Genomic DNA, 14,964 nt, shown 5'->3' on the forward strand with positions numbered 1-14,964 from the left:
TTCCGCAGGATCTAATTAACATTGATCAGCTGTTTCCGCAAATTGGTTCGGCGGTCAGCAATTATTTACAAAAGAACCCTGCTAAAACCAGTGACTTGGAAGGTTTGTTAAAATTAGGCGCTTTAACCGCAAATATTGGTGAAATTAATTTGAGCAATTCGCCTTTGAAGCTGAATGTGGAAAACTTAATTTTAAAGGGGCAGAATTTTGCGCCGAACTGTTATGGCGGTTTGAAATTCTGTTAATATGCCGTGATAAAAATAAAAAACCTCCAATTGGAGGTTTTTTTTATTGGTCTTATTTGTGAAAAAGACGCGCTTTATCGCGCTGCCAGTCACGGTCTTTTTCGGTAGCGCGTTTATCATGCAGCTGTTTACCTTTTACTAAGGCAATTTCCAGCTTGGCATTCGGGCCTTTCCAGTAACATGCCAACGGTACGCAAGAATAACCTTTTTGGTTAATTGCACCCATCAGTTTTTCAATTTCACGGCGGTTCAGCAAAAGTTTGCGTGTACGCGTTGCTTCAGGCACGACATGTGTAGACGCGCTGAGTAACGGCTGTATCTGTGCGCCAAAAAGAAAAGCTTCACCATTTTTAAAAGTGATATAGCTTTCAACAATAGTCATACGGCCAGCACGCATAGACTTTACTTCCCAGCCTTGCAAGGAAAGGCCAGCTTCAAATTTCTCTTCAATAAAATAATCGTGACGGGCACGCTTGTTGAGGGCAATTGTACTGCTGCTATTTTTTTTAACTACTGCTTTCGTCATAATCAAAAACTTCCAAACTTAAGACTATTGTACCTGATCTTTTAGCGAGTTGAAGTGTTTAAATTGATGGAGTTGCTTCACCTTGAAATCAAAGTTTTGCTAAAATACGGCTCTACAAAATAAACAGAGTACAAATGGATGACTAAAACTCGTGTAATTTATCCGGGGACTTTTGATCCAATTACCAATGGCCATATTGATTTGGTGACACGCGCTTCAAAAATGTTTGATGAAGTTGTGGTTGCAATTGCCATTGGACATCATAAAAATCCGGTGTTTAGCTTGGAAGAACGGGTTGAGCTGGCGCAAGCCTCACTGAGTCATTTGGAAAATGTAGAATTTGTAGGTTTTGACGGTCTGCTGGTAAACTTCTTCAATGAACAGAAGGCAACAGCAGTCCTTCGCGGCTTGCGCGCCGTATCTGACTTTGAGTATGAATTTCAATTGGCGAATATGAACCGTCGTCTTGATTCAAATTTTGAAGCGGTGTTTTTAACACCATCTGAACAATATTCTTTTATTTCAAGCACATTAGTGCGTGAAATTGCCCGCTTAAATGGCGATGTTACTCAGTTTGTTCCGCAGGCTGTAGTCGATGCCTTTGAGCGTAAACATCAACAAGGCTGGTAGAGTGTCTTTATATATAACCGACGAATGTATTAACTGCGATGTGTGTGAGCCAGTATGCCCAAATGAAGCGATTTTTATGGGTGAACTTATTTATGAGATTAACCCCAATTTATGCACAGAGTGTGTAGGGCATCATGACAAACCGCAGTGCCAGCTGTTTTGTCCTGTCGATTGTATTCCGCTGGACCCAAACCATGCGGAAACACAGGAACAGCTTTTGGCGAAATACGAAAAACTGATTGCTCAAAAAACATCAAGCAATTAATCTTAATTTTTGTTAAGATGCGCCTCGAAGTGAGCCAGACGATCGCTGCTGTGGAAATCTCCGTGATTGAAGCAGGGGAGGAAAGTCCGGGCTTCATAGGGCAGGGTGCCAGGTAACGCCTGGGCGGCGAAAGCCGACGGCAAGTGCAGCAGAGAGTAGACCGCCTTCATTATGTATCTAAGCAATTAGATTCGAAGGTAAGGGTGAAAGGGTGCGGTAAGAGCGCACCGCGTGTCTGGCAACAGTTCACGGCAAGGTAAACCCCACCAGAAGCAAGACCAAATAGGGATCCTGAGGCACGGCCCGTGCTGGATCCGGGTAGGTCGCTTGAGCGTACGAGTGATTGTGCGCCTAGAGGAATGATCGTTCACGACAGAACCCGGCTTATCGGCTCACTTCACCAAATTTTGATCAATCAGCGCAATATGGGGTTGACGTTCTGAAAAGAAAATTTCATAATGCGCGCACAGTTTAAGGCTATGTAGCTCAGTTGGTTAGAGCACCGCACTCATAATGCGGGGGTCACAAGTTCAAGTCTCGTCATAGCCACCATATTCTGAAAAAACCCGCTCCGATTGAGTGGGTTTTTTTATGCTTAAATATAATGTTGAATTTTTAACTACCAATAATACTCTGAATTAATTGTTGGGTGTTTAATATGCTTTGCGTGGCACTTTCTGTAATCTCAAGCATCCCTGTGATTTTTAGCAGTTCATTGAAAAAACTTTTTGCTTCTTGTGTTTGTGAGTAGGATTGATATTCCTTGTTGGTGACTATGTGTCCAATGGTGCTGTCTATTGTTTTGTGAAAGTCATTTAATCCAAAAACTTCATAATTTTTTAAATTGTTGATTAGCATATTTATCTGGGTTTGAATATAAAGTTTCACATTATCAGAAGCTTCACTTTGTAAAATAGCGCTTAATCTATCATCTAGTAATTGAATAACTTCATTAAGAATGTTTTGATCCAGTATTTTGTAATGATCATATTTTTCAACAATAGCGTCATGTGTTGTTTCGATAAGAAATAAATGCTCTGTGTTATATCCATTTATAAAATTAGAATGACTGGTGTGTAAGTGGATAGATTGAAAACTTTGACAAATTGGCAACGACCATTTGTTGTATTGTTTTTCTAAAAATACTGTACCAATGCAAAACTTTTTTATGTCAAAAACTTGTTGATGAAGCTTAGAAATATTATGTGTTATTAAAGCGGGATTTTCTTTATCTACTTCGAAAAACTCTGCAAATACATCTATCATTTTTCGATTTGCTAACCCATGTGCACGAAGTTTCGTTAAAGCATTATGTAGTTTTAGTGCTTGATTATCGTAGATCAATTTAGTTCCCACGTAGTATATTTATTGATTGAAAAACATACTATTAGGGATGGTAAAGATTATTCAAGTTCTTTGGGTAAATAATTTAATACTTTATTTATATAATCCGTCTGAAACGGTTTGTATTGTTTTTAACGCCATTAAAAAAGAAAGATTCTTAAGAAGCATTAACCATTAAAACTTTGTACGCTATCTTTATAATTTTTTGTCGCTTGTGAAAGATTCATAACTTAACTTTGAAAGTACGTAAATCCATCCTTTTCAATATAAAAAAACAAAACCTTGATGTAAGATAAAACCAATATTTTTTATACGTATTTCGGCTATAGTCCGAATACAGCAGAAAAGGAAGCAAGCATGCAGCAAGAAGTCATCATTGTTGGCGGCGGTATGGTCGGTTTAAGTTTGGCGCTTATGCTGGCTAAAGCAAAAATTGGCGTAAAACTATTAGAAGCCATTAAATACCCAAATTATGATGATGCAAACCTTGCGCCGTACCATTCAAGCTTTGATGCCCGCAACAGCGCGCTGTCACGCCGCAGTGTACAAATTTACCAAGAACTTGGCTTATGGGATGCATTGCAGGAACATGCTGTACCTATTTTAGAAGTAAACATTACAGAACAAGGCAGTTTTGGCAAAGCGCGCTTGCTGGCAGAACAAGAGAAAGTAGAAAGCTTTGGTCAAGTCATTGAAAATGCATGGCTGGGCCGTGTGCTGCTGACAGAAGTCAAAAAAGAACCGCTGATTGAACTGATTGACGGTGTGCAAGTGACGGCTTTGAAGCAAGATGCAGACTTTGCCTATGTCGAAGCACAGCGCGGTGAATATACGCATAAACTGCAGTCGAAGTTGCTGATTGCTGCGGATGGACGTGATTCATTCTGCCGTAAAGCCTTAGGCATAGGCGCATCTGAACATGATTATGACCAAGTCGCAATTGTGACAACTGTTCAAACCTCAAAACCGCACGGCCATGTCGGCTTTGAGCGCTTTAGCCCATTAGGCCCGTTGGCGCTGCTGCCGCTGCCGGGTGAGTACCGCCGCTCAGTGGTTTGGCCTGTACCAAAAGGTACAGAGCATGAATGGCTGGGTGAAGAAAATGATCAGCACTTCTTAGATGCGCTGCAAGAAACTTACGGTGACCGCGCGGGTAAATTCCAAAAAACAGGTAAACGTTTCAGCTTCCCGCTGTCACAAGTTTTAGCGGAAAAACAGGCTGTAGGGCGTGTGGTGCTGATGGGCAATGCCGCACATACCATTCATCCTGTTGCCGGTCAGGGTTTTAACTTATGCATGCGTGATGCGCATGTATTGGTTCGCTATTTAACTGAACAGCTGGCGCAAAATGCAGATTTAGGCGATGCTGCGATGCTGCAGGATTACGAAGCATCACGCTTGAAAGATCAGCAGCGTGTGATTAAATTTTGTGATTCGGTGGTGCGCGGTTTCAGTAACCAAAATCTGCTGCTTAAATTGATCCGCAATATGGGTTTGGTGGTATTTGAAAATGTGCCGGGCATTAAGCCGCTGGTTGCCAACTATGCTATGGGGTTAAAAGCCTGATGAATATGCGCGCAGATGTATTGGATGCAGTCATTATTGGCGGCGGCTTAGTTGGCGGTTTAACTGCGCTTTTACTGGCGCAGGGCGGTGTGCAGGCAACGGTTTTGGATGCAGCGCCTATTTTAGATGCTGAAAAGAATTTGGCCGCAGCCAACCCGCGGGTATTGGCGCTGAGTCAAGCAACCATACATTTACTGAAAACTGCAGGTGTATGGGAGCTTTTAGCCCGTCAAATGCCGTATAGCGGCATGCAGGTCTGGAATAAAAACGGCTATGGTGAAATCAATTTCGGTCAGGCCTCTGAGCGTACGCTAAACGCTGAGCAGGCGCTTGGCTCTATGGTTGAGCCGAGTATTTTAAATTTAGCGATTCAGCAAAAAATGCTGCAAACCTTGCAAGATTACCGCACACAAGTGAAAGTCAGCCGTGTCGAAGAGGGTGTAGGCATTTGGCATGTACATTTGGCAGATGGAACGGTACTGAAAACGAAACTGGTGATTGGCGCAGACGGCGCTAACTCATTTGTACGTGAGCAGGCTTTTATTGGGCTAGATGTGCTGGACTATAAACAGGCTGGCATCAGCTGCGCGATTCGTACTGCACAGCCGCACCATCATGTTGCACGTCAAATTTTCTTAGAGACAGGGCCTTTAGCATTTTTGCCTATGGCAAGCCTGAAAGCAGAGCAGCAGGGTCATTGGCAATCCATTGTGTGGACACTGCCGGATGATTATGCTGATGAATATGCAGCTTTGTCTGATGATGACTTTAAGCGCCTTCTGACTCAAGAAAGCCATCATATGCTGGGAGAGGTGCTTGAAGCTACGCCGCGGGCGAAGTTTCCATTGAAAGCCCGTGCGGCGCAGCAATATGTCAAAGCGGGTCTTGCTTTAATTGGCGATGCTGCGCATGTGATTCATCCGCTGGCAGGTCAGGGTGTAAACATTGGCTGTTTGGATGCTGCTGTGCTGTGTGATGCTTTGCTGAAAGATAAAAAGCGCGGCGTGTGGGCTAATGAGCAAACTTTGCGCCGTTATGAACATATGCGCAAAGGGCAAAATGATGCCATGATGCACAGTATGTCCGTGATTGGCTGGATAGAAACGGCCAATATTTTCCCAATAGTCTGGGCACGAAACTTTAGTTTAAAGCAGGTAGAAAAACAAAGCATGCTGAAAGATTTATTTATGGCTCAAGCCAATGGATTAAGTTTGCTGCAAGGGACACAATATTCAGCCTAGCTAAAACAGATGTTTTTTAAGCAATTGTATATAGCTGGTTACGTTTTTGATCAAAAAAGATACGATTTATTTGCTTTGGACTCTAGGCGAAAGCGCCAGAGATTGATAAATTTCTCTTAAAATGCAAGCCAGCTGAAATTGGACGTGTAAAAGTCATTTGTGGGGAGATTTAAGATGACTGATATGAATGATTATGATGATGCAGAAGATTCTGCAGTCGATGATGATGAAGCGAAAGCTGCTGAAAAAGGCGCTGCTGACAGTGAAGACACTGCATCTGACAGTGATGTTGCTGAAGCAGAAACATTAACAGTGACTGCAAAGCAGAAACAGCGTGAAGCTTTGGAAGACGAAGTTGCGGCCTTTTTGGCGCGCGGCGGCCGTATTACTGAAGTTCCGCCAGATGAATCTGCTACTCGTGAATGAATAAGCAACTTTGCCTTTAAACACCGCTTTATGCGGTGTTTTTTTATCTAAATTTTAGACTGGTGATTTGAGCTGCTGTGCCTGTATTTACGCCAAAGTGCATACATGGGATAGAAAACGACATGTGCCAGCAGTGTAAACATGCAATTCATAATAAAAGCTGCCTAATAAGGCGGTGCGTGCATTGCACCTATAAAAGCAATAAAACTTTGAGATATCAGCACAGTGCTAAGCAATAGATATGCGAAATAAGGCTGCTTGCGCCAAAAAGGGCTAAGCCGCAGTAAATTTCCTGCAATGAAATATACAGAAAATAAGCTTAGTACCATGAGTACTGCATTTGGCGCGGGGATGAGCAGCTCATCATAACGATCATGCCGATAGGGCTTTAAGCCCCTATAGCTAATATGCATTAATCCCAAGATCCAAATGCTGTTGAAGATCCAAGCTGCAGATAATTTATTTTTTATTATTTGAAAGCGCATGTCTGCTTAGTTTTTTGAAATGGTGATGAAACTATACAGGAATGAGCTATCACAGCGAGAGTGACCTTATTCATCGCTTGTTGAAATGACAGAATTAAAAAACAGCGTATTGAAGATTGTGTCAAAACGCTGTTTTGAATAAGCCATTTTCAGATGAACTTAGGGCAAAGATTTAGTCATCTTTTTGCGTCAGTTCTAAAGCGCGCTGATAAGCTGCTTTTTTCTTGATACCTGTCAGGTCTGCTGCCAGCTGAGATGCCGCTTTTACAGACAAGTCTTGCAGCAAGCGAGTTAACAGCTGATCGAGTTTCTCTTGTTCCATATCTTTTTCTTCGGTTGCGCCGCCAATCACCAGTACGATTTCACCTTTTTGCTGATGATGATCGGATTCAACAAAAGCCGCCAGCTCACCTAAAGTCATCTTTTTGATGGTTTCAAAGGTTTTGGTAATTTCGCGGGCAAAACCAACAGGGCGGTCTGCGCCAAAAACTTCAGCCATGTCTTTTACGCAATCTAAAATACGGTGCGGCGCTTCGTAAATAATCATGGTTTGCGTTTCATCTTTCAGCTTATTTAATGCAAGCAGGCGCTGAGACTGTTTTGAGGGCAAAAAGCCTTCGAAACTGAAACGGTCGCTTGGCAGGCCAACAGCGCTTAGCGCTGCTATGGCTGCGCATGCGCCAGGAACAGGAATGACTTGAATATTGTGCTGCTGCGCTGCGCGTACCAGTTTAAAACCTGGGTCACTGATCAGCGGTGTGCCTGCATCACTGATCAGCGCCATATTTTCGCCATTTAACAGGCGCTGAATCAGCTGATCAATTTTATTGCTTTCGTTATGTTCGTGGCAGGCGGTTAAAGGTGTTGGAATATTAAAGTGTTTAAGTAATTGCGCAGAAGTTCGTGTATCCTCTGCCGCAATAATACTGACTGACTTCAATACATTAATTGCACGATAACTAATATCATCTAAGTGCCCGATTGGAGTTGCAACAACAAATAACTGAGCACTCATAGGTTTCTCCATGTGGAAATTAATACGGAATAATAAAAAGAAAATACTGACAGCAATACTTTTAGGAGCAGGGCTTTCATCTGCGCAAGCAGAAGTATTGGTTATTTTACCCGAATCAGGCCCCATGGCGCGAGCTGCTTCAAGTATTAAGCAGGGTTTCAGCAGCGCTTATATTGCTTCGGGTTCAAAAATACCGCTTAAATTTGTCAATTCAGACCAAATGAAAATGTCAGGGCTGCTTAAAAAGCATGTCACGAAAAAAACGCAAATGATTGTTGGGCCATTAAGTGTATCTGAGGTTGATGCGATTATCAGCGCCAAACCCCAAATTAAAGTGCTGACGCTAAATGAAGGCAATAAGAAGCTCGCCAATGTCTTGCAGTTCAGTTTGGCAAAACGGGATGATGCTGGCGCTTTGGCTGCGGTGCTGCACAAAGACCAGATTGAAGAAGTGCTGGTTTACCGTGAGTTAGGTACAGAAAATGAAAATGAACTATTTTTAATGGCGCTGATGTCACAAGCAGAGCACACATTAAATGTAGTTGCAGAAAAGCCGAAAAAATTGAAGAAAAATCAGGGGCTGCTGCTGTTGGGCAGCAATGGGTGGCTGAATAGTCAAAGCGCATTGCCTAAAAAGCGTATTTATACCCTTGCAAATGCATTAGAGCAATACAAGCCTTTGCCAGCAGGCATAAAGTTTTGTGACAGTCCTGCAGTGCATGAAACTGGCTGGTATGACATGAAACATGCTTACGCGGCACAGCCTGTATCCTTGCCGTATCAGCGCTTATTGGCATTTGGCGGCGATGCATGGCAGATCACGCAAAGCCTATTGGAAAACCCGAAAACTAAAGCGCATGTATTTGAGGGCCGAACAGGCCAGCTGAATGTACAGAGCGGGCAGATTCGCCGTACGCCGCATTGTTATCTTTATCAGGCTAAAGGTTTGATGCTGCTTCAGATATAGGCCATAGATCGCATTTATGAGTATCTTAATGAATTTAGGGCCGTGGGCAGAACAGCGCGCAGGCCAGCTTCTAGAACAAGCAGGCTATGCTGTGCTTCAGATGAATTATCATAGCCGTTATGGTGAAATTGATTTAATTGCGCAAAAAGATGCGGATCTTGTATTTGTGGAGGTAAAAGCGCGTGCATCTACCCGTTATGCTCGGGCAGCTGAAACGGTATCTATACACAAACAGCGGAAAATGATGAAAACCGCCGTCATTTTCTTGCAAAAACACCCCGAATTGCAGTCTTGTTACTGCCGTTTTGATGTGATTTGTTTTGATTTTTATCAATACTTTGCAAAAACCATACAGTATGATTTTTCAAAATGCACTTATGATCTGCAATGGATAGAAAATGCTTTTACTTTTGATCAAGAGTTTATTAATCTTTGAACAAAATAGCCTGTGTAAATGCATAGATATAAAACGATCAAGAATATTTTAGGAGCCTTGCTGAGTGGTTAAGCGTATTGCAATGACAATGCTGTGTGTAGCAAGTTTATCTGGCTGCGCGACGTTCATTTCTGGCGGTACAGGCACAGCGCCTGTCGGTACAGACAGCGGCGCGCGCTCATTGGGTCAGGTATTTATTGACTCATCTATTGTTCGTACAGCCAAAATTAATTTATATAAATTAGACTCCCGTTTTAAGCAGTCCCGCGTCAATATCGAAAGTTTCCATGGCAGTGTGCTGCTGACAGGCCAAGTGCCCGATGCGCATTTGAAACAGCTGGCGGAAGATAATGTCAGAGCCATGAGCGATGTTAAAAATGTGCATAACTTTATCAGTATCGGCGATCAGATCAGCTATGGCACGATTATGCAGGATACAGCAGTAACTGCGAATACCCGCGCTTTGCTGATGAAAGCGCCAGTGGTTTCTGAAAGCAAAGTTCATGTACATACTGAAAATGCGGTGCTGTATGTGATGGGCCGTTTAAATACGGCTGAAATTAATGATTTGAATCAAGTGCTGCAGCAAGTTGGCAATATTACTAAAATTGTCACTTTGGTGGATAACATTGAACTCAATTCTGCGAATGGACAGCCGTCATCATTGACTGCACCCGCTTTGAATGCTGTACCGCAGGCCCAAACACCAGTTGCTATTGACCCAGATACTGTGGAACCAAATGCCCCTTAAATTGATGCAGCAAAATTTAGAGCGTTTAAAAGCGCAGCTGCAAAAACAGACTCAGATTGCGAAATCTCTATATCGGGATTTTCGCATATATGATTTTGGCAGCTATGCTTTAAACCGTCTTACGCCTAAGCAGAGTTATAGCTTGCAGGCAAACGTGGCTTACGGTTTGAAGGCGCGTCAGCGTTTAGATTTGTACCGTTCAGTGAAGCTGCGTGACAGCCAGCCTTTGCTGGTGTTTGTACATGGCGGCGCTTGGATGCATGGCGATAAAAAGGAATATGCCTTTATTGGTGAAGCTTTTGCCAAAGAAGGCTTTAATGTTGCGGTTATTAACTATCATTTAGCGCCTGAACATATTTTTCCTAGCTCGATAGATGATCTAACGCTGGCATTGAATTACTTAAATCAATCTCAGCAGAAACTGCATATTTCTGCTGAAAATATTGTACTGATGGGGCATTCTGCCGGCGCATTTAATATCATGTCGGCGCTGTATCACCCGCAGCCGTATGTTTTGCAAAGCAGAAGCAGTATCCGTGCAATTATTGGCTTGGCTGGCCCATATCATTTTGATTATAAAGGTGATCCGCTATGCGCTGATGCTTTTGATCAGACGGTGCCATACCAGCAGGTCATGCCGTATTACTTCTTAGAGCAAAACAGCATCAAGCATTATCTGTTTACTGCAGATCAAGATAATATTGTTGGGCTAAGCAATAGTACAGATTTGAATGAAAAGCTGCTGTCACTGGGTAATCACAGCCAAGTAATTCAAATACCGCGTGTCGGGCATATTACGATGATTGGTTCAGTATCCAGTATTTTCAGCCGTTTTTTCAGCACCAAAGCGCAAATTATGCAGGCTTTGGACGATGCTTTGAAATAGCGTAAAGGCAATAAAAAACCGCCGATTCAATCGGCGGTTTTTTATTTGTAAAATTTAAAGCCAAGCTTTAGTGTCATCCGCAGCAGGTGTGCCATGAATGACGTGCATAATCATGGCGTGGGCAATGCTGCCTTTAAATGGGATCTCAGGCAGCTGATCAAACTTGAAAAAGTCTGCATCACTGATTTCTTCAGGCTGCAGGCAGAGTTCACCAGAGGCATATTCTGCTTTAAATGCAATCATTAAATTACTTGGGAAGGGCCAAGGCTGGCTAGCAAGATATTGAATATTCTTCACTTGAAGTCCAACTTCTTCTTCAGTTTCACGGCGTACCGCTTCTTCTAAGGTTTCGCCAACCTCAACAAAACCTGCTATCAGGCCATACATACCGCGGGTATTTTTCGCATTTTTTGCAAGCAAAATTTCATCTTCACCGCGGGTAATGACTGTGATGACACATGGGTTGACGCGAGGATATTGATGATAACCGCAAGCAGGGCAGACCATGGCATATTCAGTACGGTGCACTTCGGTTTTATGGCCGCAGTGACTGCAGAATTTATGATTGCGGCGCCACTCCAAAAGCTGAATCGCACGGCTGGCTTGCTCAAATTGCTGAACATTCCAAATTTGCAGCAGCTGGCGTAAAGGCACCAGCTGCAAACCGTCAGGAATGATTTCATCGTCAAGCAAATCACGGGCAATCACTTGATCACCCGATTGAACCACCAGATCGCTTGCGATGCTTTCTATTCGAGGAAGCTGAAATTGTTCATCGACCAGCAGCTGCTGCTGTTTAAAAATATAGGCAAGCGATAGGTTTGACATTAGGCAACGGCTTTTAGTTTCTCACTGCTTTGCAATGCTACCTGAAACATGGCGTGCATAACAGGCTGTTTGCCTTTTAAATTGTCAATCAGCATGTCTGCGCTTGCAAGGCTGTCCAGCAAACGGTTGATATCTGCAGGGTCAATCGCTGTAGATGATTCGACACTTGCTTGCAGGAACTGGGCGCTGCGGTTCAGTGCTTGCTGACCTGCTTCTGCATTTAAGAACAGCATAGCGCCGCCGACTTCACGCAGCTGTGTTGCAACTGGCGCAAGTGCAGCTAAATCATTGTTCTGCACATATTGCACTAATGTGCCGCTTGCGCTGTCAATCAGTGATTTAGTTTCATTCAGCAAAACTTCATGCGCTTCGTCTAAGCGGTCGAGTGAAATATTCATATTGTTCACGCGCAGCTGCAGACGGCTGGAAGTATGGTGACGTTCTAATACGCCAATCGAGTTCATTGCAGACAAGATGCAGTTCATCAGCTGCTGAGCAAAGCTTTCATCTTTCAAAATATCGCCTTGGCTTAAAGAAGCCGCTTGGCGGGCCAAGTCATTATGCGCTTCATTTAGGTTGAGGACTTTGAAAATATTCGCAAGCTCTAGCAATTTTGTTTTAAGTTCCTGCGTTTTTTCTGGCGACATGTTTTGGTAGTTGAACTCGATGTCATTGCGGATTTGCGCCATTTCAGTGGTCACAAGGTCGCTGATGGTATGCATCGTGCCAAAGTCAGGGCCGTATAGATGACGGCTGAAGACTTGAATCTGCATGTCTGTCAGCAGGTCTTCGCCAATATTTAATTTGCCGCGGATGTGCTGTGCGACTTCATCTTCTTGGCTGATGCAAAGGCTCAGTACATTCGATAATTCAGTGATGCCTGCTTTGAAGCGTTCAGGCGAGCTGAAGTATTGCGCCATGCTGCGTTCAATGCTGATCAAAGTGCGCAGGCGGGGCTCATTAATCAGCAGCTGATCAATTTGGTTAAAGGCGACAAAAACCAAGTTCCAATACTGCTTAGAAGCATGCTTTTCTGAAAGGCCTGCTAAATATGCGCCAACAAGTTTGATCGCTTGAAGATCCATTTCGGTTTCTTCTTGCTTGATCAATTTATTTAATGACAGCTTATAAAGGCGGTGCACATATTTTGATTTCTCTAGCGCAGGCGCTTGAGGCAAGCTGAAATCAGGCGTGATGCAGTCCAGCAGGGGTTCGATGTGTTGGCCTTCGGACGTAATTGGCTTGCCTAGAGAAATTTCTAAGCGGTTCAGCGTGTCCAGCAGGAACTGCGGAATTTTTACTTCGCGCAAGCAAATAAATTCGATATAGCGCTTCAGCATGGTTGTGCCTTCGCTGAGCGCAATAACGTCAGTTGTTTCAATCGCCGCAGGATTCCCCATGATCTTGCGCATCAGCTCTGCTGAATATTGAGCGATTTTAGCCAAGCTTGCCATGTCAATCAGAGCAAGCACTTGAGCGCATTGTTCAAATTGAGTCAGGGCATCATCAATGCCGAATGGCAGTGTTTGATCTTCGACTAAGGTGCTGACAGCTGATTCGACCAATTTGATCGAGTTGTCAACCTCATTTTTTATTATCAGCAACGCTGTTGGATCAAAATGTATTGAGGTTTGGTAAGACATAAATCTGCACCTTTCCAAGTGTTTTATCTTGTTTGTGAACCGCCTGAACGGCGGACCATCTTTTATATTCAACTATAACGTAAGTTATGAATGTTTAAATACTAAATCCAAAATGAAATTTAGTTTTTATTTTGCAAAAAGGCAAGGTGTTCCATGTTTTTCTTCGAATTGTTTGACCCATTTCTCATGTGCTTCTAGTTCTTCAGCGCTTGGCATGATTATCGGCAGTTCAATTTGTATGCTTTGGCGTGAGCCGGAATTTTGTTCTGTTTCGCTGTGTGTCAGGGCATCCATATCAAAGGAAACCTGACCGCCTGTCATGGCTAAGTAGACATCGGACAGAATTTCGGCATCAAGCAAAGCGCCGTGGAAAGTACGGTCGCGCTGTACAATTTCATAGCGGCGGCTCAGTGCATCAAGTGAGTTTTTCTGGCCGGGGTGCTTGGCCTTAGCCATCGCTAAAGTATCGGTCACTTCACAGACTTCAGACAGTGCAGGGTAGCCTGCGCGTTTGAATTCCATATCTAAGAAGTTCATGTCGAAGCTTGCATTATGCGCAATAATTTCTGCGCCTTTTAGATATTCAAACAGCGGTTTAGCAATTTCTGCATATAGCGGCTTGTCTTTTAAGAAATCATCGCTGATGCCATGGACATTTTCAGAGTCGCCAACGGGTTTCTTTGGGTTAATGTAAATATGAATTGAGCTGCCGGTCAGTTTTCGGTTGATCATTTCAATCGCGCCTACCTCAATGATGCGGTCGCCGTCCTGATAGTAGAAACCTGTGGTTTCTGTATCTAGAATCAGCTGGCGCGGGCCATGGGCTTCAACCGTCGGCGGAGTCACAATGACCATAGGGTGCATAATTTCAGCGGGCAGAATCACAGAAGCTGAAGCATTTGCGATAACCGCCGTATGCTCCTTTTCTTCCGCCGCTGGCAGAGGGGCTGCTGCGCTTTGTATTTCAGTCTGTTCAGGCATTGCTTTTTCTTCTTCTAAGATGCTGCTGTCTTCTTCAGTAAACTCATCTTCTTCTAGTTCTTCATCTTCAGCTGTATCTAAGCCAAAAGGATCGTTTAACAGCCAGTCTGATTCAACTTTTTTTTTAAGCTCATCAGTTTGACCGCCATTGATTCTTTTTAATGTTTCTTCCACACCTTGGTTTGCCAGCTGGTCAGCCATTTCATTGCCGGCATGCCCAGCGTGGCCTTTAATCCAGTTCCATTCAATTTCACGGCCTTGGCAGGTTGCATCCAGCAGCTTCCATAAATCTGGATTTTTAACATCTTTCCAGTTTTTCTTTTTCCAGCCATGAATCCATTCGGTAATGCCTTGTTTTACATAGTTGGAATCAGTCCAGATAATCAGTTTGGCATCTGCAGGGCAGTGTTTAATGCCTTCAATGGCCGCAGTCAGCTCCATGCGGTTGTTGGTGGTTTCAGCCTCTCCGCCGCAAATTCTCTGCTCTTGGCCTTCGCTTAAAATATATGCGCCCCAACCCCCTAATCCGGGGTTGCCTTTACAAGCGCCATCTACATAAAGCGTAATTGTTTGAGCCATAAAACTGCATCCAAACTAAAATTATCAAACAGAATGGACTATTGTATAACGCAAATACATCTGAGCGCGCTAGTTCAGCGTTATTTTTTAATTTCTTGTAACATTTATACCTAAATAGCGTTAAATTACTGCCTTGTGTCTGCGTCCCGC

The 14,964-nt window shown here is 43.4% G+C and carries 15 protein-coding genes, 1 tRNA gene, 1 other RNA gene and 1 pseudogene; 12 read left to right on the top strand and 6 right to left on the bottom strand.

Features of this window, described 5'->3' with window-relative positions:
- A pseudogene (locus tag D7V32_RS17320) lies at nt 1-245 on the top strand (hypothetical protein); the annotation flags it as partial.
- 52 nt (nt 246-297) lie between these two features.
- Here D7V32_RS17320 and smpB read toward each other — a convergent pair.
- Nucleotides 298-771, bottom strand: coding sequence for an SsrA-binding protein SmpB (gene smpB / locus D7V32_RS11460; protein ID WP_120403002.1), 474 nt, complete (start codon nt 769-771; stop codon nt 298-300).
- Between the two features lie 138 nt (nt 772-909).
- On the opposite strand from smpB, the gene coaD reads away from it, so the two are divergent.
- The 4 genes from coaD (at nt 910) to D7V32_RS11480 (ending at nt 2,218) form a co-directional block, all read left to right on the top strand.
- Nucleotides 910-1,401 (top strand): pantetheine-phosphate adenylyltransferase, encoded by a 492-nt coding sequence (gene coaD, locus D7V32_RS11465; RefSeq protein ID WP_120403003.1) that lies wholly within the window; start codon nt 910-912, stop codon nt 1,399-1,401.
- A gap of 1 nt (nt 1,402) precedes the next feature.
- Nucleotides 1,403-1,666, top strand: coding sequence for a YfhL family 4Fe-4S dicluster ferredoxin (locus tag D7V32_RS11470; RefSeq protein ID WP_120403004.1), 264 nt, complete (start codon nt 1,403-1,405; stop codon nt 1,664-1,666).
- Nucleotides 1,667-1,692: 26 nt separating this feature from the next.
- An RNA gene (gene rnpB / locus D7V32_RS11475) (RNase P RNA component class A) lies at nt 1,693-2,069 on the top strand.
- 72 nt (nt 2,070-2,141) lie between these two features.
- Nucleotides 2,142-2,218, top strand: a tRNA-Met gene (locus D7V32_RS11480).
- A 63-nt stretch (nt 2,219-2,281) separates the two neighbouring features.
- Here the strand turns inward: D7V32_RS11480 and D7V32_RS11485 are convergent.
- Entirely contained in the window at nt 2,282-3,010 is a 729-nt protein-coding gene (locus D7V32_RS11485) for a hypothetical protein (RefSeq protein WP_147394223.1), read from the bottom strand.
- Between the two features lie 357 nt (nt 3,011-3,367).
- Here D7V32_RS11485 and ubiH point away from each other — a divergent pair, with 357 nt between their 5' ends.
- The 3 genes from ubiH to D7V32_RS11500 all read left to right on the top strand — a co-directional run bounded on the left by ubiH (nt 3,368) and on the right by D7V32_RS11500 (nt 6,243).
- On the top strand, nt 3,368-4,576 hold the full coding sequence (gene ubiH, locus D7V32_RS11490) for a 2-octaprenyl-6-methoxyphenyl hydroxylase (protein WP_120403006.1): 1,209 nt from the start codon (nt 3,368-3,370) through the stop codon (nt 4,574-4,576).
- A gap of 5 nt (nt 4,577-4,581) precedes the next feature.
- Nucleotides 4,582-5,817, top strand: a complete 1,236-nt coding sequence (locus tag D7V32_RS11495) for an FAD-dependent monooxygenase (protein WP_407641549.1) — start codon at nt 4,582-4,584, stop codon at nt 5,815-5,817.
- Between the two features lie 174 nt (nt 5,818-5,991).
- Nucleotides 5,992-6,243 carry a hypothetical protein gene (locus tag D7V32_RS11500; protein WP_120403008.1) on the top strand — a complete coding sequence of 84 codons (252 nt, stop codon included), beginning with the start codon at nt 5,992-5,994 and terminating at the stop codon, nt 6,241-6,243.
- A gap of 657 nt (nt 6,244-6,900) precedes the next feature.
- Here D7V32_RS11500 and rsmI read toward each other — a convergent pair.
- Nucleotides 6,901-7,743, bottom strand: coding sequence for a 16S rRNA (cytidine(1402)-2'-O)-methyltransferase (gene rsmI / locus D7V32_RS11510; RefSeq protein WP_120403009.1), 843 nt, complete (start codon nt 7,741-7,743; stop codon nt 6,901-6,903).
- Between the two features lie 10 nt (nt 7,744-7,753).
- Between rsmI and D7V32_RS11515 the strand changes: the two genes are divergently transcribed.
- The 4 genes from D7V32_RS11515 (at nt 7,754) to D7V32_RS11530 (ending at nt 10,783) form a co-directional block, all read left to right on the top strand.
- Entirely contained in the window at nt 7,754-8,710 is a 957-nt protein-coding gene (locus tag D7V32_RS11515) for a penicillin-binding protein activator (protein ID WP_120403010.1), read from the top strand.
- 16 nt (nt 8,711-8,726) lie between these two features.
- Nucleotides 8,727-9,146 carry a YraN family protein gene (locus D7V32_RS11520; protein ID WP_407641548.1) on the top strand — a complete coding sequence of 140 codons (420 nt, stop codon included), beginning with the start codon at nt 8,727-8,729 and terminating at the stop codon, nt 9,144-9,146.
- A 64-nt stretch (nt 9,147-9,210) separates the two neighbouring features.
- Nucleotides 9,211-9,897: a BON domain-containing protein gene (locus tag D7V32_RS11525; protein ID WP_120403012.1), complete on the top strand. Its 687-nt coding sequence runs from the start codon at nt 9,211-9,213 to the stop codon at nt 9,895-9,897.
- A 4-nt stretch (nt 9,898-9,901) separates the two neighbouring features.
- Nucleotides 9,902-10,783 carry an alpha/beta hydrolase gene (locus tag D7V32_RS11530; protein WP_120403045.1) on the top strand — a complete coding sequence of 294 codons (882 nt, stop codon included), beginning with the start codon at nt 9,902-9,904 and terminating at the stop codon, nt 10,781-10,783.
- A 54-nt stretch (nt 10,784-10,837) separates the two neighbouring features.
- Here the strand turns inward: D7V32_RS11530 and nudC are convergent, their stop codons facing one another.
- The 3 genes from nudC to dnaQ all read right to left on the bottom strand — a co-directional run bounded on the left by nudC (nt 10,838) and on the right by dnaQ (nt 14,814).
- A complete protein-coding gene (nudC, locus tag D7V32_RS11535; RefSeq protein ID WP_120403013.1) occupies nt 10,838-11,611 on the bottom strand; it encodes an NAD(+) diphosphatase in 774 nt (257 codons plus the stop codon).
- The gene (locus tag D7V32_RS11540; protein WP_120403014.1) at nt 11,611-13,254 is read right to left on the bottom strand and encodes a chemotaxis protein; all 1,644 of its coding nucleotides are present in this window, start codon (nt 13,252-13,254) and stop codon (nt 11,611-11,613) included. Before D7V32_RS11540 ends, nudC begins: the two co-directional genes overlap by 1 nt.
- 126 nt (nt 13,255-13,380) lie before the next feature.
- Nucleotides 13,381-14,814 (bottom strand): DNA polymerase III subunit epsilon, encoded by a 1,434-nt coding sequence (dnaQ, locus tag D7V32_RS11545; RefSeq protein WP_120403015.1) that lies wholly within the window; start codon nt 14,812-14,814, stop codon nt 13,381-13,383.
- Nucleotides 14,815-14,964 lie beyond the last annotated feature (150 nt).

Origin of the sequence: Acinetobacter tianfuensis, assembly GCF_003611465.1 — a bacterium.
GTDB classification, from domain to species: domain Bacteria; phylum Pseudomonadota; class Gammaproteobacteria; order Pseudomonadales; family Moraxellaceae; genus Acinetobacter; species Acinetobacter tianfuensis.